Here is a 23905-nt window from a genome sequence, read left to right as displayed (position 1 = left end):
ATCAGTCCTCATCAGCGGAGCCCAAAACCTCGTTCATGCTCCCCGTTCTGTATCCGTCCATATCCATTGTTACATATTTGAAGCCCAAACGCTTGAGTTCCGACGATATTTCTTTGCGGGAACGTTCGTAAGCGAGGAGTCCTATGTCTTCGGGAGCCGTTTCTATCCTTGCGAGATCTCCGTGCACCCTGACACGTATGCCTTCAAATCCGAGTTCTTTAATGAACTTCTCTGCGGCTGCCACGCGCGAAAGACCTTCCGCGGTTATCTTTTCGCCGTATGCGAATCTCGATGCAAGGCACGCGGCGGACGGATGGTCCCAGGTCTCTAGACCTGCTTCTTTCGAGAGAATGCGGATGTCGTTCTTGGTAAGACCGGAATCTTTGAGCGGACTTGCAATGCCGAGCTCCTGAAGAGCGCGCATGCCGGGCCTGTAATCGCCCTGGTCGTCAACGTTGCTCCCGTCGGCGACGGTATAACCTTCTGCCGCCTCACTGACGGCCGTGAATATCTTTTTCTTGCAGTGGTAGCACCTGTCGGGCGGATTGTCCGCGAAAACCTCAACGGCGAAGACATCAAAGTCCAGAACCGTCTGTCTTACGCCGGTCCTTTCGCAAAATTCACGCGTCCATTCGAACTCCTCCGCGGTAATGACCTGAGACTTCACGGTGACGGCGATGCAGTCATCACCCAGGACTTCGTGAGCCTTATAAAGAAGATACGTCGAATCGACTCCGCCCGAAAAAGCGACCGCCAGTTTCCCGGCGGTCCTGATACGCTCTGCGAGCGCTTTTTCCTTATTTCTGATGTCCTCAGCGATATCCATCACTTAGCGGCGAGCATAGCCCTGACCTTGCCCTCGGGATCCTTAACGAGAAGGACTACGAGCCAGATCACGATACCCAGAGCGACTACGGAAAGTCCGAGATAAGCGTCGTTGATCATGTCAGCGGGCGCCTGCTCGAAAAACTCCGCGCCGAGTTCGATATACTCTACGACCGCGTCAACGAGCCACATAAGGCTTGCGCCCCAATACATGAGGGCGAGCGTGCCGAGCTTTCTGTCAGTCTTGGAATTGTACCAGAGGATTGTTGATATAGCTGCTGCAAAAACAGTGATAAGAAGTGTCATGTCCGTTATCCTCCTTATGCCTTGGCCTGGGTCTTTGCCACAGCAGGTGCTTTCTTCTTTGAGATCGCCTGAGACACGAGCACCATTATCACCCACGCCACAGTAACAAGGATAGCCATCGCGACTCCGCTCGTGCCCATCTCATGGAGCATCTCTGCAGCATCTGCGGGATCTGCAGCTGCAGTGAGGAACGGGAACCACGGTGTAACCTCACCGTGCCATACGTGCTCGAAAGCAAGGAGAGCGGAACCTCCCCAGAGCATATTGTTAAGCCAGTTCATCTTCTTGATGAAGATGTTGTCAGAACCTTTCTTGTCAGCAACATGCTTGACAACCGTTGTTACGATAGCTTCAGTAGTAGGTACCAAAAAACATGCCATGGGGATATCTCCTTTTTAAATTTAATGTTTATGCGTTAATTCTAACACAGGGAAATAATCGGTATATATCACTTAAGTGAAGGATATTATTCCTTTTTTGTCTTATTGGCCTTTTCGAAATTGTCGATGTGATCACAGATGGCATTAAACGTCTCATCGCTTATGTCGTGCTCTATCCTGCACGCATCGTCCTCCGCAATGTCGGGAGATACTCCGAGTGAAACAAAAAAGCTGGTGAGTTTCTTATGACGCGTATAGATCTTGTCGGCGATGGCCATGCCCTTTTCGGTCACTGTGATGAGACCGGATCTGTCCATCTCGATGTAACCGTCCTCGCGCAGACGCTTCATCGCGTTGCTGACACTGGGCTTTGTGACACCTAAGAATCCTGCGATGTCGATCGAACGGACATATCCGTTCTTCTCTTTGAGAATGATCATGGACTCAAGATAATCTTCTGCGGATTTGCCGATATCAACATTGTCTTTCATGCTCAACACTCCAAATCAGTGATCTGCGTCAGGATTAATACTACACAATTCCGGCGGCACATACAACCGGACTTAAAGGCCGCTCAACTCATGATCCGGAACATTTTCGGCCTCTGTAAAACACGCAAAGACATCTGAAAAATATAGCCAGTTCCTGACAGAATAAACCGCACAGTCTGATATTATTTAGGCATCGAAAACAAAGGTCAGGCAGATATGGAACTTATCGAGAACAGGACATTCGACGAAGAGCGCGCCCTATACGGGAGCTCTGATGTCACGGTCAGACACTGCCGCTTCGACGGTCCCGCTGACGGCGAGAGCGCCCTTAAAGAGAGTTCGGGAGTAGCGGTTGCCGATTCGTATTTCAACCTCAGATATCCATTCTGGCACGTAGACGGCCTCACCATTACCTCTTCCGAGATGACGGATAAATGCCGCGCCGCGATATGGTATTCCAAAGACATAAAGATAACGGACACGAAGCTCCACGGCATCAAGGCTCTGCGCGAATGCGCGGATGTCGTGATCAGCGGTTCGTCCATTATATCGCCCGAGTTCGGTTGGTCGGTAAAGGACCTTAAGATGACAGATACCACGGCCGAATCGGAGTATTTCCTGATGAGGTCGTCAGACATCGTTTTCGAGAACGTGAAATTCACAGGCAAATATTCTTTCCAGTATGTTGAAAATGTCACCATCAGCAACTGCGAACTGAATACCAAGGATGCCTTCTGGCACGCGAAAAACGTGACCGTCAAAGACAGCGTTGTCAACGGCGAATATCTTGGGTGGTATTCCGAGAACCTGACGTTCATAAACTGCAAAATAAAGGGTACGCAGCCTCTGTGCTACTGCAAAGAACTGACACTGATAAACTGCGCGATGGAAGACTGCGACCTGGCTTTCGAGAGGTCTCAGGTCGACGCCACGATAACAACGCCCGTAATAAGCATAAAGAACCCCTTGTCGGGACACATCTCAGTCCCTGAAGTCGGCGAGGTCATAAGGGATATTCCGGGTGCCGACGGCGAGATCGTCATAGGCTGAGGAAAGTTTCACACTGATATTTTTTCGAAAACCGGACGGGGCCGGAACCGTCATTCCTTCATGACGACATTGACGTAATTGAAAGGTATCTCAATGCCTTCCTTGGCGAAGATATCGTTGACTCTCATGTTGATGTCGCTCATGACCGTTTCCGTCGAGACGGTAGGCTGATAGTAGACTGTCGTTGCAAGTACCAGACTGCTGTCGGCATATGAGATGAAGTAAACCGGGCCGTAATTCTCGCCCTTCCAGGCGGGCACTGTGAGCTCTGAATTCATGACCGCATACTTGACGGCATTCATGGCCTTCTCCACGTCAGTGCCGTATGCGATGTTGAACTTCATGTGTACGGAGCGGATCTTTGTGTTGTGGCTCATGTTGGTTATAAGGCTGGAATTTATCTTGCTGTTCGGAACGATGACGTCGATCGTGTCGATGGTCCTGATGATGACATGCCTGGGCGTGATGTCCATGACGATGCCCCTGATCCCGCAGTCGAGTTCGATCCTGTCGCCAATCTCAAAGGGCTTGTTGAAGCTGATGGCGATGCCGCTGAAAAGGTCGCCCAGAACAGGTTGGGCTGCAAGACCTGCGACCGCACCGATTATCGCGGTTCCCTGGAACAAGACCTTGCCGATCTCGGTCGTTGCTGTGGAGCTTACGAGGACCCAGATGATGCCTGCCAGCACTATGATCGTCCTGATGATGTTCTGGGTGAAGCGGATCTGGATGTTCTTCTTGTCCTTGAGCTTCTTCTTTACAAACCTGTTGTAGACAGCAAGCACAATCGTCATCGTAACTGCGGCGATGGCGGCGTAGATCAGGAATTCAAGAACCTGTCCCAATACAGTCGTGGTGTCTAAAAGAGAACCAAAATCGTAATCCGGGAATTCGCGTTCAAACATTAAAGGACCTCACATCTAGCGTAGCTTAAGAAACCTTGATTCAAATAGTATATCAAAAATGGCGTAATTTGACTCAGGGTGTATAATCATTGCGATTTTATATTAGAAAGAAGGAAATCTTATGAAGAATAAGATTATTGCAGCCGCACTTTCGGCCGTCATCTCACTGGGTCTGATGGCAGGATGTGCATCAAAGAAGGACGACACGGTCGTCAGAGTCGGTTCCCTCAAGGGACCTACGACAATAGGTATCGTTAACCTCATGGACAAGGCGTCCAAGGGTGAGGCAAAGGGCAAGTATGAGTTTGCCATGTCCGCCGCACCCGATGAGATCACGGCGAAAATAGTATCGGGCGACCTCGACATTGCTCTGGTTCCCGCAAACCTCGCGTCCGTCCTCTACAACAAGACACAGGGCGGAGTCACCGCGATAGACATCAACACGTTGGGCGTTCTCTACTGCGTAACGGGCGACAGCTCCATCTCATCCGTAAAGGATCTCGCGGGAAAGAAAGTCATCACGACAGGCCAGGGCGCCACACCCGAATACTCTCTGAGATATCTCCTCGACCAGAACGGCGTGACCGACTGCGAGATCGAGTTCAAGTCCGAGTCAACGGAAGTTGCCGCTGTACTTACCGAAGATCCCATGCAGATCGCAGTCCTTCCCCAGCCTTTCGTAACTGTGGCATGCGCTCAGAACGAAGCCATCGCCCCTGTTTTCGCGCTCGAAGACGAATGGCAGACACTGACGAACGGCCTCGGAATGGTAACGGGCGTCACGATCGTAAGAAACGATTTCCTCAAAGATCACAAGGAAGCCGTAAAGACCTTCATCGAAGAGCACGGCGAAAGCGTCGTTGCCGCAAATTCCGATCTCGACAAGACGGCATCCCTCGTCGTTGCAAGCGAGATCATCGGCAAGGAGCCCATCGCAAAGAAAGCCATCCCCCTCTGCAACGTCGTATGCATGACGGGCGACAGCGTTAAGAACAACCTCGCCGCTTACCTTGAGGTCCTCTACAATTACGATCCCAAGTCCGTAGGCGGAAATCTCCCCGGAGAGGATTTCTACTTTAAAGGCTGATAAATGAAGACCAAAAAGTATATCAGGACAACTTTGATCGTTTTGATCTGGCTCGCCCTTTGGCAGGTCCTTGCCGTTGCCGTAAACAACAGCATCCTCCTGTCGGGTCCCATAGACACGGTCAAAGCCCTGATTACTTTAGGGTCTGATCCCGCCTTTTACATCTCGGTCGGCAAGACCGCAGGAAAGATCCTTCTGGGCTTCCTTATAGGAATGCTCCTGGGATCGGTCCTTTCGGTCCTGTCCTACAGGTTCAGTCTCGTGAAAGACTTCCTGTCCCCCTTTGTATCGGTGATCAAGTCCATCCCCGTCGTGAGCTTTATAATCATCGCCCTTATCTGGGCCGGAAGCTCCAACGTCACGATAATCGTATCGTCGATAATCTCATTCCCTATTTTCTATAAAAACATTCTCGAAGGCCTTTTCGCGACCGATCCCAAGATGATCGAACTTGCAAAGGTCTATCAGATGAAGACCTCAAAAAAGATCAGATATATCTATCTGCCCTCGCTCAGCCCCCACATCAAGAGCGCCGTATCGCTCGCGATCGGCATGGCTTTCAGGGGCGGCATCACGGCCGAAGTCGTCGGCCAGCCCATAAGGTCGATCGGCAACGGACTCTACAGGGCAAAGATCAATCTCGCGACTTCAGAGATGCTCGCGTGGACCCTTGTCGCCGTCCTCTCGGCATTCCTCATCGAGAAGCTCATCTCGTTCATCGTAAAGAAGGTGCTCAAATGATCGAACTTAAGAACGTAAGCAAATCATTTGACGGCAAGAAGGTGCTCGATTCATTCAGCGCCGTTTTCGACAAGGGAAGCTATCTTCTCAAAGGTCCCTCGGGCATCGGCAAGACAACATGCATCCGCCTGATCTTAGGACTCATAGAGCCTGATGCGGGCGAAGTCAATATCCCCGGCGGAACGCGCTTTGCAGTCTGTTTTCAGGAAAACCGCCTTTTCGAAAAAGAGACCGTCCTGACAAACGTCACCGCCGTAAACGAAAACGTCACCGAAAGAGAAGCCGTATCCGCGATAGAAGAGCTCCTCCCTTCCGATACGGTCCAAAAGAAAGCCGGCGATCTCTCGGGCGGCATGAAGCGCCGGCTCGCGGTCATCAGGGCGATGCTCCACGATTCTGACTGCGTCATTCTGGACGAACCCTTCACCGGCCTCGACGACGAAGCGCGCATGAAAACTATCGCCTTCATAAAGGAACGCTTAAACGGCCGCCTCCTGATCGTCACGAGCCACGACGAAAGAGGTCTGACTGATCTTCAGGTTGTTACGGTGGAATAAGTTTTTGCCTTTGGGCCGCTGTGCCGGAATGAGATGCTCTTTCTGACATTCAAATCGCTGCCACTGATTGCTTTTCTCCTGCAGAAGTAGTTCTAAAAACCGAAATTTTTAATCTAGAACATAGTTTTTTCGAAAAAGTATGTTCTAAAACCAAAAAATCGAAATTCAGAACATAGTACGACTGACGTAGTATCAGCTGATGACTTAAAAAAGTTCCCTCTCAGCCCGCGGACTTCTCCGTGAGCTTATCAACGTCTGTCGCGTAGCACCATCTTCCGCCTGTCAGATTTCCGAAGAAATACTTGCTTGAAGCGGACTCACACATAATGTAGAGCTTGCCGTCGACAAAGATTATCTCCTCTGCCATCGGCGGCGCCTCAAATTCATAGACTTGTGTGGTGCTGTCGAGCGTATATACGGGGATCCCGCCGTCTTCAACACCAAATACACCGGTCTGCTCAGTGCCCTCAACATCGTAGCAGCGGATGCTCGACTGCGCGGTGCCGTAGGACTGGGATATCCAGAGCTTTCCGTCATAAACAGCCATGCCCTGAACCAGTCCGGGCAGAGAATATGCCATGAAAGGCGTGGTCTCGACGCCGCATACAGAGTCTTCCGCACCGGTATCTGTGAGGCGGTAGCATAAAGCGACCGCGTGATTCTCTTCTCCGGAAGGGCCGGTGAAGAAATGTGATTCGGGCGTCAGGTAATTAGGTACCCTGTAGAACTCGCCTATTATCATTCGGTCTTCGGCAAAGCATATCCATGCTACGTTTACCTTTTCGTCTCCGAACTTCGTTGAAAACTCGCCGGCACGCTTAACGGTCTCGCCGTCTTTTCCGGAAAGTACGTCGGATAATCTGTAGATATAGATGCTCGCATCCTCATCGCCTGCTACAAACAGGAAATCACCGTGAGCGGCAAGACCGCCCGCATGGGGTCTTACGCCGTTGCCTTCTGCATCACCCATGACAACGTAGCCCAGATTCTTTCCCGTATCGTGATCGACGCGGTAGATGCGCGAGGGTGAACCGTCCTTCTGGTAACCTCCGACGAGGTCGATGCCTTCGGAAGCAACATAATCAAGACCCTGCGGCACCATGTTTTCGGAAAGACCGGGGATCTTAAAAGCCTTGTCGGAAGCCCAGTAATATTCTAGGACGGGGATCCTGAAGAACAGCCTTGCACCGACAAAGACGGCAGTCACGAGGATGAGCAGTATCAACAGGATACGGCTGACGATCTTCTGGCCTTTCGAATATGTTTTCGGTTTGGAGCTGAATAACTTCATGGATCAATACCAGTCCTTGTGTCTCTTGATATAGATAACTTTCATGATCTGCGCGAAAACCATGTAGATAACCATAAGGATCGCGAGCCAGAGCATGTAGTTTAAAGGCATTGTCGGGAGGTCGAAAAGCGTGGATAATCCGGTAAATCCGATTATCAGCGTAACCGCAATAACTGCGAGTGTCGACAGAGTCAGCTGGACAGACGCCCTGTCGCCGATGAACGGGAGCTTGGGTGTTCTGATCGTGTGGATTACCATCGTCTGTGAGATGACGCCGAACATGAACCAGCCGCACTGGAAGTAGCCGGCCATATCAGGGTTGTTGTATCCGAATACGAACCACAGTACAAGGAAGCACAAAACGTCCAGAACGGTACTCAAAAGTCCGAACGATACCATGAAGCCCTTGATGCCTCCGAGATCCCACTTCTTCGGCTTCTCGATATATTTGGATTCGACATGGTCGAAAGGCATGCCGAGCTGTGCAAAGTCGTTCAGAAGGTTCTGAACGAGGATATGTACCGGCAGCATAGGCAGGAACGGTAAGAAGATGCTCGCGATGAGAACCGAGAACATGTTTCCGAAGTTGCCGCTGACGGACATCTTCAGGTACTTGGACATATTCGCGAAAGTGGAACGGCCTTCTACAACGCCTTCGTCCAATACCATGAGATCTTTTTCGAGGAGGATGATATCAGCAACCTCTTTCGCGATATCAACTGCGTTGTCAACGGAGATACCGATGTCAGCCTGCTTTAAGGGCAAGCTGTCATTGATACCGTCACCCATGTAGCCTACGGTGTGGCCGTTAGCCTGGAACATCTTGACGACACGCTGCTTCTGGTAAGGTGAGAGCTTGGAGAAGATGTCGCACTTCTCGCACGCTTCCTTTAACTCGTCGTCGGTCATTGCTTCGATCTTGGCACCTGTAAGTGACATCTCCGTAGAGAAACCGAGTCTGCCGCAGATGTTGATGGCAACGCCTTCGGAGTCGCCTGTAAGTACTATCGTACGTACGCCGTTCTTTCTCAAAGCGTTGATGGCTTCGCCCGCAGATTCCTTCGGCGGATCTAAGAATCCGACGAATCCGATAAGTACCATCTCGCTCTCGTCCTGAACGCCGAAAACATCGACGCCGTGAACGTTATTCTTCTGGGCAACCGCGATAACACGGATACCTTCGAGGTTGTTTTCTTCGGCGATCTTTTTCGCATTCGCGATAAGATCATCAGTAATTTCCTTAACTTCGCCGTCGATCTCGATATATGAGCAGATAGAAAGGATCTCTTCGACAGCACCCTTTGTGATGAGCTGGCGCTTGCCGTTCTTGTCCTTTAACACAACGCTCATGCGGCGGCGTGAGAAGTCGAACGGGATCTCGTCTTCTCTTACATAAGCTTCCTTAAGGTAGCCAAGGTCTTCCTTGTCTGCGCGGTTGATGATGGCAACATCCATGAGGTTCTTAAGACCTGTCTGGAAATAGCTGTTGAGGAATGCGTGTCTTAAGATACGCTTGTCCTCACGGCCAAGAACGTCCATGTATTTCTCAAGGATGATCTCGTCCTGTGTGAGCGTACCTGTCTTATCTGTACAGAAAACGTCCATCTCACCGAATGTCTGGATTGCACCAAGACGCTTAACGATGGTCTTCTTGCGGGACATGTTGATAGCGCCCCTTGCCAAAGAAGAGTTCATGATTACGGGGAGCATCTCCGGCATGATTCCTACTGCGATCGTGATGCCGAACATGAGGGATTCGAGCCATCCGCCCTTGCCCTTGGTGATGAAGTTGGCGATGAAGATGACCGGAACCGTTACGAGCATGAAGCGGATCAGGAGCTTGCTTACGGAATCGAGGTTCTTCTCGAACGCGCTCTTCTCCTCATAAGTGTTGAGGCTCTTTGCCATGCTGCCGAAATATGTGTCCTCACCGGTCGTAAGAATGATCGCCTTAGCGCTTCCCGATACGATGTTGGATCCCATGAATCCGATATTTGCGAGGTCTGTTACGCCGACATTTGTCTCAGATGTCGTGAACTTCTCTACAGGATTCGATTCGCCCGTGAGCTGTGACTGGTCGATGAAGAGGTCCTTCGTCTCGATGAATCTTACATCGCCGGGGATCATGTCTCCTGAAGCGAGCTTAACTATATCGCCCGGAACGAGTTCTTCGATATCAACCTCGATCTCGACATCGTTACGGATGACATCGAGCTTGGTGGTGATCATGCCCTGCAGCTTCTTGGCTGCGTTGTTGGATTTCTCTTCCTGAATAAATGAGATAGTTGCGGAAATAATGATTACAGCAACAAGCATTATGAATGTTGCGAATGACGGCTCTTCAGCGAGCACAACGTCGGTCACGAATGTGATCATCGCAACTACGAGGAGCACGATGTTGAACGGATTTATGATCGCATCCTTAATACGTACGGCAAGGTTCTTCTCTTTGCCGAAATCAATGATGTTCCTTCCGTACTCTTCAAGACGGTCTGCCGCCTGAACAGGATCAAGGCCGTATTCGTCAACCTCATACTTCCCGAAAAGCGCCTTCTGCTCCATTGCACTTAATTCAAGCAGTGTCTTCTCGACTTCATTGCGGTGTTCTGTGTTCTCTTTTCTCTTCATTTTCGTCCCCTTAAATTATTCCTTAAAAAAATCACCTCGGTAAAAATTATATAAAATAGAAAAGCCCGTAACAACACAAAGAGCCGCCTGCCTGTACGGAAGACGGCTCTTCATGCGGTATCGTCCTGCATATTATCAGTCCGTTCCGGACGGATCACAGACTGTTATTTCGCGATGTCATATATATCGCAAACCTCAGTTGCAGACCGCTTTTTCCTGCCAAAAGCATAGCAAGCGATCATGTAGATCACATATCCTGTTACCGCACCCAGAGTGTTCATTATGAGGTCATCCACATCGGATGTTCTCGAAGCGAACGGAAGCTGCAATATCTCTATCGCCAGAGATATCAGAAAACCCGTTCCGGCGACCTTCGCGAAACTATTCAGGCGCTTATAGAGCACGGGCAGTAAGATTCCGGTCGGAACGAACATCAGGATGTTTCCGAACACGTTCATGATCATGCTGGTGCTGTTGTCATAATCAGTCAGATATACGAACGGGACCGGATTTATCCTGAAATCAAAGATCCTGTCGAAATCCATTATCAGCGGCGAGAACGTGAGATAGATGATGACCAAGAGATTAAAGTACATCAGGCTGTGTGCCAGCTCGCGCTTTCTGTCGATGCATTTGGTGCGTATACAGACAAATGCCCTTACGAGCAGATATATGACTGTATAGACCGCTGCCGTGTAAACAAACGGTATCGTTATCATTCCTATCATCTCCCAATATTTTTTACGGGGCTGCCTATCCCCATAAGCAGCCTCGTAATGATTATATTAGGCAAAAAGTAATGAATCACGCGCGGAACTGGGGTATTCTCATTAAGATTTAATTAATTTTTCAGCATAAACAGTCCATGTCTGTTGCAGTACGCATACATCTTCCTGATGCAGTACTTGCGGAACCTTGTTTCACACGGACCCTCCGGATAGAGCTTAACCAACTGCACTCCCCCGTCTGACACGGCCACAAGGAATGAGATGTAGTGGTCCTTGGTCATGGGGTGATCCACCGTTACATAGTATTCGTCTTTCACAGTCTCAACCTTTATCTGATGCCCCTCATCACAAGGCTCGGCTTCGAGCGCCGGAAGCGTTATGCCGCAGCAGCTCACGACCGCCCCTCCCGTTGCGTTTATCACGTTGCCGCAGACCGGGCAGACATAGAACTTGCACCTTGTCATGTTCGATGAACGGTTGAGGTTCCTTATGTCCTCACCCGAGAGCAGTTCGATCACCGAGATGCCCAGCGCTTCTGCGAGAGGTTCGAGCAGGGTCACGTCAGGAAATCCCTGGCCCGTCTCCCATTTGCTCACTGCCTTGCTGCTGACGAAGATCTTCGCCGCAAGTTCTTCCTGTGTCATCTTCTTGTCTTCGCGGAGCTTCCTAATCACGGCTCCGGTTACATATCTGTCCATAGGTTTTACCTCCCTTTGCTACAACGTTATCACAGGGCTCCTGCGATTGTTACCCACGCTCCGTGGAGTTGTATTTATCTGCTCAAAACGCCCGCCCGTCTGATTGCCACACAGGCTCTGTTCATATAGAATGTGCATATGAAAAATTGCCGGCTAGGATGGTAAAGGTTATGCGTGAATTTAAAGGCTTCCAAAAAGGTATAAATCTCGGAGGATGGATCTCCCAGTTCGATGAATACAGCAAAGAACATTTCGATACCTTTACTACCGAAGAAGACATAAAGAGGATCGCCGATTTCGGCTTCGACCATGTGCGCGTTCCCGTAGACTACATCCTTCTGGAAGATGAGGCAGGCAATCCCCGTGAGGACGGCTATCAGTATCTCGAATCATGCAGACAGTGGTGCGAAAAGTATCACCTCAACATGATCGTAGACGTCCACGAGTGCTACGGTTACTCTTTCGATCCTCTCAAAAAAGATGACAAGAAGAAGTTCTTCTACGATGAGGAACTCCAGGATAGATTCTTAAGACTCTGGGACAGGATCGCCGACAGGTTCAAAGATCATGCCGACATGATGGCTTTCGAGCCCCTGAATGAAGTCGTCCTTCATGAAGTCGCTGACGCATGGAACGTCCTTTTGCGCAAATACATCGCGCGCATGAGAGCCATACTCCCCGATGCATATCTAATCATCGGCGGCGTGTGCTACAACAGCGTCGGAACAGTTCATCTCATCGACATCCCCGTCGACGATCACATCGTATACAACTTCCACTGCTATGAGCCTCTGATCTTTACGCACCAGGGCGCATACTGGGTCGACAACATGGACCACGATTTCCGCATCGGTTATCCGAAGACTCTCAAGGAATACCAGGCTGCAAGCTCAAACCTTTCGAAAGATCTGGCCGGCGCCATATTCGACGAGGGCATCAGCGAGATAGGTCCCGCGTTCTTTGAGGACATTTTCGCTCCCGCGATCGCGAAAGCCGCAGCTGACAATGTCCCGCTCTACTGCGGCGAGCACGGCGTCATCGACCTGGCAGCACGTGAGGATGCCTTAAGGTGGCTCGCCGACATCCACAGTGCCTTCCATAAGTACAATATCGGTTCAGCTCTGTGGAACTACCGCGAAAAGGATTTCGGCATCGCCGACATAAGCGCGGACGAAGTCAGGGACATTCTGCATAAGATACTCTGATACCTTTCCCGGGAGCGGCTTCACGGCCGCTCTGTTTTTCGTGTCCGTTCTTCAAAAATGATATCCAGGTCGCTGGATTCCACAAAAATCGCATTTAGGACTAATCCCTTTCCACCCCAAACAATCGAAGAGGCTGCCCAAGCAGGACAGCCTCCGGTTAAGTCAGTGTTTAACTTAGATTATTTGATCTTATATCCGCACTTAGGGCAGAAGTTGTTCAACGGCTTACCGTCGGGACGGCCGTATCCGCATCCGGGACAGAACTTTCCTGCAAGTGATGAAGACTCAACAGGTGCTGCTTCAACAACAGGTGCAGGCTCAGCGGGTGCTTCGACTACGGGTGCTGCTTCTACAGGTGCAACGGGAGCTGCTTCAACGACAGGAGCTGCCTCTACTACCGGTGCAGGTTCAGCAACCGGCTCTGCAACGGGAGCTACGGGCTCAACTACAGGAGCAACAGGCTCTGCAACAGGTGCAACGGGTTCAGCAACGGGAGCGGGCTCTACAGGTGCAGGCTCAACTACCGGTGCGACAGGCTCTACGGGAGCTGCCTCAACAACAGGTGCAGGTTCAACTACAGGAGCTGCAGGCTCAACTACAGGAGCTGCAGGCTCTACGACCGGTGCAACGGGCTCAACGGGAGCAGGTGCTGCGGGAGCCTCAACAACAGGAGCTGCAATAGGAGCTGCTACAGGTGCTGCAACAGGCGCTACGGGAACTGCCTCGGCAACAGGAGCAACGGGTGCAACGGGAGCTGCCGGTGCAGGCTCAACGGGTGCTGCAACGGGTGCCGCTACAGGAGCTGCTACAGGGGGCATGTAAGCTGAAGGATCGGAAACAGGTGCTGCTGCGGGTGCAGCGGGAACTGCAACGGGCTCAGCCGGCTTCTTATTCTTCTTTTTCTTAAGAACTACGAGGATAACTACTACAGCTATAGCTGCAACAATAAGAAAAGCAACAACTCCGACAACGATGCCGACGATCAGGCCGACGTTTACGAGAGAGAATGTAACTTCGATCTCATCTTCTTCAGTAAGATCCCAGGTAAGCGTATTGCCGTCCTTGGAAACCTTTGTAGCGTTGTTGTCGATCGTTCCGTTAGGGAACTCCATGACTACTTCCATGAATCCGTTGTATTCATCGAGATCGGAAGATGAGACGTCTTCCTCTTCAAGATCAGAGCCAGCATTTGTAACCCACTCGATCGTATAGTTTGAACCATCCTTGGTGATCGTGAAATCATCGAGTTCCATGGACTCGAAAGCCTCTGAAGTGAAGACCTCCTCAAGATCATCAACCTTTACATCACTGAGAGTGAATTCATAACCCTGATAGCCGTTCTTCTTATAATCCTTGGTTTCCCAGCCGGCATCCTCAAATAATTCCACTGTCTCATCCATATCATCTTCGATATCAGCATAGATATCTTCCATGTACGCATAGATGACCGAGAGATCAGCCTTGCCGTTGTTCTTAAAGCCGACCGTCGTACGGAATCTGATACATCCCGTGAAACAGAACATTGCCATAACAACGATGACCATTACTGACAGTACTTTAGTAATTGTTCTTCTCATTTGTCCTCTCCTTTATTAAAAGATAGATATGTAGATTATCTCACATCTTAAAGCCATTTGACATTAGTCAAATAAATTATTATGAGATATTCCCGAAAAAAGAACGCACCCGCGTGCCAAATCGGCATCGGGTGCGTCCCTCATATCAAAATCACATAGCTTTCCGGACATTTGCCGGGAACGGAAACTATACCTTTATCACTTGCCGTCCCAGACTCCGTCGGAACCGAAGTTATAGACCTTGCCTCCGATAGTCTGCTTGCCGGTGACCATGGAACCGTCGTTTGCAAGGTAATACCACTTGCCGCTTAACTGCAGCCAGCCCTTTACCATGGCGCCGTCGGTGCCGAGGTAATACCACTTGCCGCTTATTCCCTTCCATCTGGTGGCCATTGAGCCGTCAGAATTGAAGTAATACCATTTGCCGCCTGTGGATTTCCAGCCGGTGACCATGGAGCCGTCGCTGTTAAACAGATACCACTTGCCGCTGATCTGCTTCCATCCTGTTACCATGGATCCGTCAGAGTTGAAGTAATACCATTTGCCGCCTGTGGATTTCCAACCGGTTGCCATAGCTCCGGAAGAATCGAAGAAGTACCACTTGCCGCCTTCCTTCTTCCAGCCTGTTGTGATGCCGTCAGAAGTAAGCAGATACCACTTGCCGCTGATCTGCTTCCAGCCGGTCTGCATGGCGCCATCAGTACCCATGTAGTACCACTTGCCGCCGGTCTGGAGCCAGCCTGTTGACATTTCGCCGCCGTCATTGAAGAAATACCACTTGCCGCCGATCTTATACCAACCCGTCTGCATGATGCCGCCGTTGTTGTAGAAGCGCCATGCTCCTTGCTCGTACTGCCAGCCTCTCATGGAAGACTTAATGACCTTATATGAACGGCCCATAAAAGGCAGTGTCGAGAGAACAGTCGAAGTAGTACCGCATACTGCAACAGCAGTATATCCGGCACCTTCAGTCTCATATCCATTGCAGATAAAGTATGTGACATTGTCATAGTCTATATACCAGCTTATGTAAGAGGCCGTGTCTTCATAATCGTAAGGAGTGTCAGGAACCCATGCCTTATAATTCTTATACGGCACGAAATTATCACCCGAACCGCGGTTGTAGTTATAGTATTGCGTGCTCGAATTATCCAGCTTGGACATGTTGACGTTGTACCAGAAGCCGTGAATGTTGATGACATTGTAACTGTAACCGATGCCGTAAACACTTGCGCAGTCATTGCCGCACATGTTCATGACTGCCATGAACAGCATGGAATAACCGGCTGAATCAGCTTTTTTATCAACTAATGGACCATATGCGGAAGAGCAGAAATTACTATAATTAGAACTGACGTTTTTCATTATCAGTTCGGCAACCGCATGTTCCTTCTGTTCAGGCAGGCCAACTTTTGCAGCTTCTTTAACATAGTCGGCTATCGCACTCTTAAATTTAGCCTTTGCATCGGAGATCTCCGATTTTGTCTGCATGAGCGAAAAAACTCTCAGCGTGACTTTATCCAGATAGTTCTTTCCGTCACCGTTTGCATAAACTTTGGGATTGTTCAATTTAGAACTTGTAGTCGAACCTCCGCTAAGGAAGAAATACTGAGGATTGGAACGGATAAACAGATCCGGAATGTTGCAGCCTAAGTCGTCATCGTCAACTATCGAGATATCGCTGCCGAAGAGATCTTTGACCTCGACCGTGATATCATCCGTCTCGAGCAACAGGATCTTCATGCACTTCTCATCGAGCTTGTCGTAGAGTTTCTTCTCATCAGCATTCATCTGCTTGTAATAGAAATCAGTAGACATGCTGCGCCAGTACTGCTCCTCTGCGGAAGCCGCTTCGACATTGCCGTGAAGAGCTGACACCGGAGCGATCATGAAAGTAATCGCAGCCAGCGCCGATACTATCTTCTTACCTAAACGCATACGGATACCCCCTTGAATAAAATGAAATCGTTTCTCACAATAAATACCGCATTTAAAACAGTATGGATTATGATAACACACGGACATGCGCCGGATAAAGGACAAGCACTCAAACCACTGCCTCTTTTTCAGATTTCACAAGGTGTTTGGCACCACTGACACACGGCGGAAAAAGAACGCACCCGAAAGCCGTATCGGCATCAGGTGCGTCCCTTGCGTTTATTTAATTATCCGGTCTTATCACTTGCCGTCCCAGACTCCGTCGGAACCAAAGTTATATGTCTTGCCTCCGATGGTCTTCTTGCCGGTGACCATGGATCCGTCGCTGTTCAGGTAGTACCACTTTCCACTGATCTGCTTCCAGCCTGTTACCATGATGCCGTCGGTGCCGAGGTAATACCACTTGCCGCTTACTGCCTTCCAGCCTGTTGCCATCGTACCGTCGGTGTTGAAGTAGTACCACTTGCCGCTGTTCTGCGTCCATCCGGTTACCATGGCGCCGTCATTGCCGAGCAGATAGTACTTGCCGCCGGAATACTTCCAGCCTGTTGCCATCGTGCCGTCGTTATTGAAGTAATACCACTTGCCGCTGACATGCTTCCAGCCGGTGACCATTGCGCCGTCATTACCGAGGTAATAGTATTTGCCGCCCGAGAACTTCCAGCCTTCAGCCATTACGCCCTCGTCGTTAAAGTAATACCATTTGCCGCCGATCTGCTTCCATCCGGTGACCATTGCACCCGAGGAAGGTGTCAGGTAATACCACTTGCCGCCGATCTGCTGCCAGCCCGTCTTCATTACGCCTGAAGAAGGATCAAGATAGTACCAGACGTTACTGATCTTCTGCCAGCCTGTGAGGGCGACGCCCGAACTGCTGCAGTAATACCAGTCGTTGCCGGACTTGTTCCATCCTGCCTTAAGCCCGGAAGAAGATGAAGAGCTTATGACCTCATAAGTATAGCCCCCGTATGAGATGCTCGAAGGCAGCGAGGATGTCGAACCGTAGACGGGAACAACTTTCCTTCCGGTGGTTTCCAGATCGTTGACGATAAAGTATGTCGTGCTGCCTACCGTCACGTATCTGCTCGTATAATTAAAATCTTCCTCGAGGATATCGTAACCGAAGCTCGTGGGCATATAAGGAGCATATCTTTCGCCGACATCTTCAGAAGGAGTTCCCGAACTGTAGTATCTGTAGTAGTAACCGGTGGAATAATCGTCCCAGGTAACGTCAAGGTAATACCAGAAGCCGTGGAAATTGATATAGTTCCACGCGTGATCACCGTTCTCGACGACGGAACACTCGACGCCGCATGAATTCATGATGGCGGCAAAGAGCTTCATGTAACCGGTGCATACGGTTACTCCGCTGATGGAACTGTAGATGGACTGATCGAGCGGACCGTAATCGTAATAGATCTTCTCGCACATCATGTCATGCGCAACTTTCGCTTTTTCTTCAGGTCTCGAAGCAGCGGAAACGGCACTTATGTATTCCTTCATGACGCTCTTTACCTTAGCCTTCGCCTCTGCTCTGTCAGAACCGGAATAGAAGTCGTCGTAATAACCGATCTGCATGCCGTAGACTACCTGGTCATGGTGATAGAAGAGCCAGTCGCCCTGCAGGTTCAGGAAGAAATACTGCGGATTGGAATACGCAAAGATGATCCTTACTTTGTTAGCTTCATCAAAATCGAGAGGACTGTCGCTGATGTCGAGATACAGATCGTCGATGTCGACATCGTTCAGGAGATAATACATATAGAACTCGTCGAGGGCATCATAGACCTTCTTCTCGTCAGCAGTGAACTGGTTGTAGTAATAATCGGTTCCCATCGCGCTCCAGAACTTTTCCTCTTCGGAAGCCGAAGCCGGCGCGGCGCTTATCTCTATCTTGACCGGATTATCCTTCGCCAGTCCGGCACCGGCGCCGTCAAAACCTGCTGCAAAAACATTGACACCCGCCCCTGCCACGGGAGCTGCGGCGATCGCCAGCGTAATACCGAACGACAGGATCTTTTTAGTTATACTCATCTGACACTTCTCCTTTTCCAAAAATCTATCCGTTTTATTATCATAACACCTAATCCGCATCAGGTGCCTTATTTTATTGGGCATTATCAGGGGATTCATCTGACGGCTTTACTTCCCGTCCCAGACTCCGTCGGAACCGAAATTATAGACCTTGCCGCCTATGTTCTTCTTTCCCGTCACCATCGAACCGTCAGTGTTCAGGTAATACCATTTGCCGCCGAGCTGTTTCCAGCCGGTGACCATTGCTCCGTCAGAGCCGAGATAGTACCATTTGCCACCTGCGCTCTTCCAGCCTGTCGCCATGGTTCCGTCCGTGTTGAAGTAGTACCACTTGCCGTTTACGGACTTCCAGCCCGTGACCATGGCTCCGTCTGAGCCGAGATAGTAGTACCTGCCGCCCGAGAACTTCCAGCCGGTCTGCATGACACCTTCGTCATTGAAGAAATACCACTTGCCGTTGACCTGCTTCCAGCCCCTGACCATCGCGCCTTCGCTGTCGAAATAGTAATAGTATCCGCCGGAGAACTTCCAGCCGGTTACCATGGCGCCGTCATCGGTGAAGTAATACCACTTGTTGTTTATCTGCTTCCAGCTCCTGGCCATTGCGCCGCTATCGGGATCAAGGTAATACCACTTGCCGCCGTCTGCGAGCCATCCGGTCTTCATGAGACCTGATATGGGATCAAAGTAATACCAGTCGTCCTTGATCTTCTGCCAGCCTGTAAGGGTTATGCCTGCGCTGTTGACGTAGTACCAGCTGCCGCCGCTCCTGTTCCATCCTGCCGTTCCGGCAGCAGCGCCGATGACGGTATATTCCTTGCCGTTGTATGTGATCTTCGAAGGAAGAGAAGTTGTCGATCCGTATACGGCGCAAGCTTTGAGACCTGCGGATGAGAGGTCGCTGACGATGAAATACGTCGTACCTCCGACGGTGACATATCTGCTCGAATACTTGTTGTAATCAGTCTGATCGAGACAGTCATACTTGATGGACGGAAGATATGAAGTATACCTGCTGCCGACCTTTTCGGAAGGCGTGTTCGTGTTGTAGTACTTATATGCCACACCCCACGACTGGTCAGCCCAGGTAACGTCGACATAGTACCAGTAGCCGTGAATCTTGAAGATATTCCATGCATGCGAACCGTTCTCGACAAATGAGCAGTCCAGCCCGCAGAGATTCATTACCGCCTCAAAGGTCTTCATGTAACCCGTGCAGACAGTCAGTCCGAGCACGCCGCCGTACAGTGACTGGTCGTATGCGGATTCGTGATCGTAGTCGTAAGCGATCTTTTCGCACATGCGCCTGTAAACGATGTTTTCCTTGTCCTCTGGACGCGAACCTTTCGAAGCCGCAGTCACATATTCATTAATGACACTCTTTATCTTTGCCTTCGCGGATGCTCTTTTCGTGCCTGTCTGCATCTCGGAGATAACAGCCAGCTCTATGCCGCTGAGCTTTCCGCCATCACCGTTGCGCCACCACCATGAACTGGCATCGTAGAAAAAATACTGGGGGTTGGCGAACTTGAAGATGACCATGATGTTGTATGCATCGTCATCCTTGATGCTTATGTCTGACACATCCACGTAGACGCCTCTGCCGGTATCCACGTCGTTGATCAGATAGTACATGCTGGCTTTGTCGAGCGCATCATAGAGAGCCTTCTGCGACGAATTAAACTGATCGTAATAGAAGTCGCACGACATGCCTCTCCAGTAGGCTTCCTCTGCGGCATCGCCCGGTGTCGGGTCCGTATATAAAGTTACGGGGATATCCCCGGTCCCCTCGAAAACATCTTCGGAGGCATAGACGTTGTTGCACAGACCTGCCGCGGGTGCGGCAAGGATCGTCAAAGCCGATAGGAATGTCACAACTTTTTTCGTTGCTTTCATATCCATACCTCCTTTATGTTTTCGAATGTTGACCGTTTACCGGAAGGATCGGATTATGCCGTAATTATTCCTTTCCGTCCCAGACTCCGTCGGAACCGAAGTTATAGACTTTGCCTCCGATAGTCTGCTTGCCGGTGACCATCTTGCCGTCGCTTGCGAAGTAATACCACTTGCCGCCGGTCTTAAGCCATCCGGTCTTCATGTCGCCGCCCTGGTTGAGGTAGTACCAGGAACCGCTGATCTTCTTCCAGCCCTTTGCCATGGATCCGTCGTTCTCGAAGTAATACCACTTGCCGCCGATGCTCTTCCAGCCTGTAACCATTGAGCCGTCGGTGTTGAAGTAATAGTAATAACCGCCCGTGAACTTCCAGCCCGTGACCATTGAGCCGTCGGTGTTGAAGTAATACCACTTGCTGCCATCCTTCTGCCAGCCGGTCTGCATTATGCCATCGCTGCTGAACAGATACCACTTGCCGCCGATGCCCTTCCAGCCTGTAACCATTGAGCCGTCGGTGTTGAAGTAATAGTAAGCTCCGCCTGTGTACTTCCATCCGGTTACCATGGAGCCGTCAGCATCGAAGAAGAACCACTTATTGTTGATCTGCTTCCAGCCGCGGACCATAACGCCCGTGGACGGTGTGAAGTAATACCACTTGCCTTCATCTTCTAACCAGCCGGTCTTCATGGCGCCTGAAGCCTTGTCAAGGAAATACCAGTCGCCCGAGATCTTTGTCCAGCCTGTAAGGATGATTCCGGACGGATTGTAGTAGATCCAATCCGTGCCCATCTTGCGCCAGCCCTTGTAGCACTCGGAAGAATAGCTGACGGTATATGTTGTTGATTTGTATGTGACAGTCGAAGGTATCGATGAGAAATCACCGAGCGCATATGCGGGAGTCGCAATGTAGGAAGACGAATTGTCGTTTACGATGAAATAAAGGATGTTGTTCGAAAGGAAATACCTCAGCGAATAGCTGTAGTCGCTTCCGATATCGTCATACTTGATGCTGGGGAGATAACTCTTGCAGTAATCAAGGACCGTCTCGGTCGGAACATTATTGTTGTAGTAATAGTAGTACAGACCGAAGGACTGATCCATGTTCGTAACGTCGATATAGTACCAGTAGCCGTGCAGCTTGACGATATTCCATGCATGGTCCTCGCTGACTACAGGTGCGCATTCGAATCCCAACGCATTCATTACGGCTCCGAAAAGGGACATGTATCCGGCGCATACCGTTTTCTTGAGGCAGGCACTGTAGATGGACTGATTGTAGGGCGCACTCGTATCGTAGTCGATGTTGTAGCACATGAGATAAGCAAGAGCATATTCCTTATTCTCGATCAGGGAATACTGGGAAACCGCACTCATGTAATCGTAGACGGTGAGCCTGATCGTGTCTCTGGCGCTGTTTCTCTTGGATGCATAGACGAAATTCTCGTCAAGGTATAAGACCAGCTTGGTCACATACTTGTTGCTCGAATCCATATAATATCCGAACTGCAGGCTCAGGAAGAAGATCTGCGGATTGGATATCTCGTAAAGATAAAGGACTTTCTTTGCTTCTGCCTGCGTAAAGGAGAGGCCCGAGCAGTCGACGTCAAATTGGGAGAGATCGGAACTTCCTACGAGGACATTCATGCAGGCGTCGTTGATCCTGCTGTAAAGTGTCTTCTCGGAAGATGTCATCTGCTTATAGTAATAGTCGCTCGACATGCTCTTCCAGAAAGCCCTGTCGGTGGCAGCAGGTGCCGCATTACTAAGCTTTATCCTTGCGGATTTGACTTCTGACAGTTCAAAATTGCTTGCAGTCAGATTGTCTGATGCATAAACGTTGTTAACGATTCCTGCCACGGGTGTGACCGCAATGACCGCAGCTGTTAAGAGTGAGAGCAGTTTCTTTCCTATATGCATACCGGCGCCTCCCCAGAAAAATAAAGATGTTCTTATTTTATAATCTAATCAATAGGTTTGTAAGGTGTTAAGCCGTAAATGAAATGTAAATTTGTGGGGTTTTAAGGACATTTTTGCGGATAGGGACAGATATCCCGGCGGCAAAAACAACGGGCTGCCTCCGATATGAGAGACAGCCCGCCAAAGATCAAACTGATTCAGTCTTTACCGTTACGGATTCTTGCAGATTCCGTCATCGTAGAATTCATACGTCTTTCCGCCGATCTTCTTCGTGCCGGTAACCATCAGACCGGACGACTCAAAGTAATACCATTTGCCTTGTATCTTGTACCACCCTTTTACCATCTCGCCGGAATCCTTCAGGTAATACTTTACAAGCTTGCCGTTTTCAACTTCAGTATGCCATCCGGTTTCCATTTTGCCGGAGCCCTTAATAAAGAAATACCACTTGCCGCCGATCTGTGTCCATCCAGTAGCTGCAGCGCCCGAAGACTGGAAATAATACCAGTACTCGTACTCATTAAACCATCCGGTCATCATCGCGCCGGAAGACTTCATGTAGTAAAGCTTATCGTTATCTTCGAGCCAGCCTGTAATCATCTGTCCGTAATTCTTGTCGAAGAAATACCACTGGCCGCCAATCTGATTCCAGCCGTGAGCCTCGGATCCGTCGGAGAAGAAGTAATGCCAGTAGCTGTTGATCCCGACTGCGATCTCAAGCCAGCCCTTGGCCATTTCTCCTGACGGCTTGAAATAATATCTCTTGTGGTTGGAGTCTATAAAGTATTCACCGGACTTCATGCCTTCAACGGGATCGAAATAATACCACTTGCCGCCGATCTGCTTCCAGCCCTCTGCCATGACGCCGCTCACATCAAAGTAGAACCATCTGCCTTCGATCTCAAGCCACCCGGTGGCCATCGCACCGCTGCTCTTCAGATAATACCTGTGACCGCCGAAATAGAACCAGCCGGTCTGCATGATGCCAATATTGTCGAAGAAATACCATCTGCCGCCGATCTTGGCCCAATCCGATATAACAGGATTGCCTTCTTCATCGTTGTAGAGCCAACCGTCTTCATTCTCCCACCAGCCTTTGCTCAAGGGGTTTCCTTCACCTGAAAAACCATTGATGGAAAATGTATAATCTGCGACGGTTCCAGGGCCGCTCTTAGTCGCAATAATAAGGTATGCCTTGCCCTCTACAAGCTCGACATCCATTGTTGTCTGGCCAGGTTTATCTTCCGGACAGATATAATCCAGATAATAGTCTATCTCATCCACCTTTTCAGGGTCTGCGATCATAACTAAAGGATCATCGATACCTTCGTCATAATCACCAAGCGAGAACACGTAGGTTCCGGATGCCTTCGGAATAAATCTGTAGCTATCAAAACTATCTTTGTCATCAGCGGCTATCACCACATGAGCTGACTCACCGAAAACAAGATCTTTGATTTCAATCTCTTCTCCGCCGCCCGCCAAGGCCACTCCGCCGGCAAGCGCCACTGTAGCAACAAGGGTCGCCCCTGTCACAAACAATCTGCTGATCTTCATTTTCATCCCCCTTGAGAAAAAATTTGTAAATATAGTTTTACATGAGGAGCGGATATTTGCAATGACGCATCAGTCACCAAGAAATCAGGCATTATC

At 50.0% G+C, this 23905-nt stretch carries 20 protein-coding genes; 5 read left to right on the top strand and 15 right to left on the bottom strand.

Annotated features, from left to right (window positions below; all coding sequences use genetic code 11):
* Position 1: 1 nt before the first annotated feature.
* From larE to BO18_RS25555, 4 genes are all read right to left on the bottom strand, one after another.
* The gene (gene larE, locus BO18_RS25570) at positions 2 to 826 is read right to left on the bottom strand and encodes an ATP-dependent sacrificial sulfur transferase LarE (RefSeq protein WP_034450516.1); all 825 of its coding nucleotides are present in this window, start codon (positions 824 to 826) and stop codon (positions 2 to 4) included.
* Positions 826 to 1131, bottom strand: coding sequence for a hypothetical protein (locus BO18_RS25565; RefSeq protein WP_034450515.1), 306 nt, complete (start codon positions 1129 to 1131; stop codon positions 826 to 828). Before BO18_RS25565 ends, larE begins: the two co-directional genes overlap by 1 nt.
* Before the next feature lie 14 nt (positions 1132 to 1145).
* A complete protein-coding gene (locus tag BO18_RS25560) occupies positions 1146 to 1511 on the bottom strand; it encodes a hypothetical protein (protein WP_034450513.1) in 366 nt (121 codons plus the stop codon).
* Between the two features lie 86 nt (positions 1512 to 1597).
* Complete coding sequence (locus BO18_RS25555; RefSeq protein ID WP_034450511.1) at positions 1598 to 2002, bottom strand: metal-dependent transcriptional regulator; 405 nt, start codon at positions 2000 to 2002, stop codon at positions 1598 to 1600.
* A 216-nt stretch (positions 2003 to 2218) separates the two neighbouring features.
* Between BO18_RS25555 and BO18_RS25550 the strand changes: the two genes are divergently transcribed.
* Positions 2219 to 3052, top strand: a complete 834-nt coding sequence (locus BO18_RS25550; protein WP_034450509.1) for a DUF3737 family protein — start codon at positions 2219 to 2221, stop codon at positions 3050 to 3052.
* A gap of 50 nt (positions 3053 to 3102) precedes the next feature.
* On the opposite strand, the gene BO18_RS25545 is transcribed toward BO18_RS25550, so the two are convergent.
* On the bottom strand, positions 3103 to 3957 hold the full coding sequence (locus BO18_RS25545; protein WP_034450507.1) for a mechanosensitive ion channel family protein: 855 nt from the start codon (positions 3955 to 3957) through the stop codon (positions 3103 to 3105).
* Between the two features lie 121 nt (positions 3958 to 4078).
* Here BO18_RS25545 and BO18_RS25540 point away from each other — a divergent pair, with 121 nt between their 5' ends.
* Genes BO18_RS25540 through BO18_RS25530 form a run of 3 tightly spaced genes read left to right on the top strand, consistent with a single transcriptional unit; the run spans position 4079 to position 6342 of the window.
* Positions 4079 to 5044, top strand: a complete 966-nt coding sequence (locus BO18_RS25540; RefSeq protein WP_034450505.1) for an ABC transporter substrate-binding protein — start codon at positions 4079 to 4081, stop codon at positions 5042 to 5044.
* 3 nt (positions 5045 to 5047) lie between these two features.
* Entirely contained in the window at positions 5048 to 5785 is a 738-nt protein-coding gene (locus BO18_RS25535; RefSeq protein ID WP_034450503.1) for an ABC transporter permease, read from the top strand.
* A complete protein-coding gene (locus BO18_RS25530) occupies positions 5782 to 6342 on the top strand; it encodes an ABC transporter ATP-binding protein (RefSeq protein WP_034450501.1) in 561 nt (186 codons plus the stop codon). Before BO18_RS25535 ends, BO18_RS25530 begins: the two co-directional genes overlap by 4 nt.
* A 220-nt stretch (positions 6343 to 6562) precedes the next feature.
* Here the strand turns inward: BO18_RS25530 and BO18_RS25525 are convergent, their stop codons facing one another.
* From BO18_RS25525 to BO18_RS25510, 4 genes are all read right to left on the bottom strand, one after another.
* A complete protein-coding gene (locus BO18_RS25525; protein WP_034450500.1) occupies positions 6563 to 7633 on the bottom strand; it encodes a hypothetical protein in 1071 nt (356 codons plus the stop codon).
* A gap of 3 nt (positions 7634 to 7636) precedes the next feature.
* Complete coding sequence (gene mgtA / locus BO18_RS25520) at positions 7637 to 10261, bottom strand: magnesium-translocating P-type ATPase (RefSeq protein WP_034450497.1); 2625 nt, start codon at positions 10259 to 10261, stop codon at positions 7637 to 7639.
* Between the two features lie 164 nt (positions 10262 to 10425).
* A complete protein-coding gene (locus BO18_RS33580; RefSeq protein ID WP_051689162.1) occupies positions 10426 to 10980 on the bottom strand; it encodes a VanZ family protein in 555 nt (184 codons plus the stop codon).
* A gap of 122 nt (positions 10981 to 11102) precedes the next feature.
* Complete coding sequence (locus tag BO18_RS25510; RefSeq protein ID WP_034450495.1) at positions 11103 to 11687, bottom strand: helix-turn-helix domain-containing protein; 585 nt, start codon at positions 11685 to 11687, stop codon at positions 11103 to 11105.
* A 170-nt stretch (positions 11688 to 11857) separates the two neighbouring features.
* Between BO18_RS25510 and BO18_RS25505 the strand changes: the two genes are divergently transcribed.
* Positions 11858 to 12892 (top strand): glycoside hydrolase family 5 protein, encoded by a 1035-nt coding sequence (locus BO18_RS25505; protein ID WP_034450493.1) that lies wholly within the window; start codon positions 11858 to 11860, stop codon positions 12890 to 12892.
* Between the two features lie 179 nt (positions 12893 to 13071).
* On the opposite strand, the gene BO18_RS35120 is transcribed toward BO18_RS25505, so the two are convergent.
* The 6 genes from BO18_RS35120 to BO18_RS33555 all read right to left on the bottom strand — a co-directional run bounded on the left by BO18_RS35120 (position 13072) and on the right by BO18_RS33555 (position 23809).
* A complete protein-coding gene (locus tag BO18_RS35120; protein ID WP_066738458.1) occupies positions 13072 to 14469 on the bottom strand; it encodes a zinc ribbon domain-containing protein in 1398 nt (465 codons plus the stop codon).
* Positions 14470 to 14667: 198 nt separating this feature from the next.
* A complete protein-coding gene (locus BO18_RS33575; protein ID WP_051689161.1) occupies positions 14668 to 16407 on the bottom strand; it encodes an N-acetylmuramoyl-L-alanine amidase family protein in 1740 nt (579 codons plus the stop codon).
* A 240-nt stretch (positions 16408 to 16647) separates the two neighbouring features.
* Entirely contained in the window at positions 16648 to 18441 is a 1794-nt protein-coding gene (locus BO18_RS33570) for a transglutaminase domain-containing protein (protein WP_051689160.1), read from the bottom strand.
* A gap of 108 nt (positions 18442 to 18549) precedes the next feature.
* Positions 18550 to 20337, bottom strand: coding sequence for a hypothetical protein (locus BO18_RS33565; protein WP_051689159.1), 1788 nt, complete (start codon positions 20335 to 20337; stop codon positions 18550 to 18552).
* 64 nt (positions 20338 to 20401) lie between these two features.
* Complete coding sequence (locus BO18_RS33560) at positions 20402 to 22252, bottom strand: hypothetical protein (protein WP_051689158.1); 1851 nt, start codon at positions 22250 to 22252, stop codon at positions 20402 to 20404.
* Positions 22253 to 22462: 210 nt separating this feature from the next.
* Entirely contained in the window at positions 22463 to 23809 is a 1347-nt protein-coding gene (locus tag BO18_RS33555; RefSeq protein WP_051689157.1) for an N-acetylmuramoyl-L-alanine amidase family protein, read from the bottom strand.
* Between the last annotated feature and the right edge of the window lie 96 nt (positions 23810 to 23905).

This window comes from Butyrivibrio sp. AE2032, from assembly GCF_000702965.1.
Note: the sequence above shows the minus strand (reverse complement) of the source record. Positions and strands in the feature narration are given on the sequence as shown.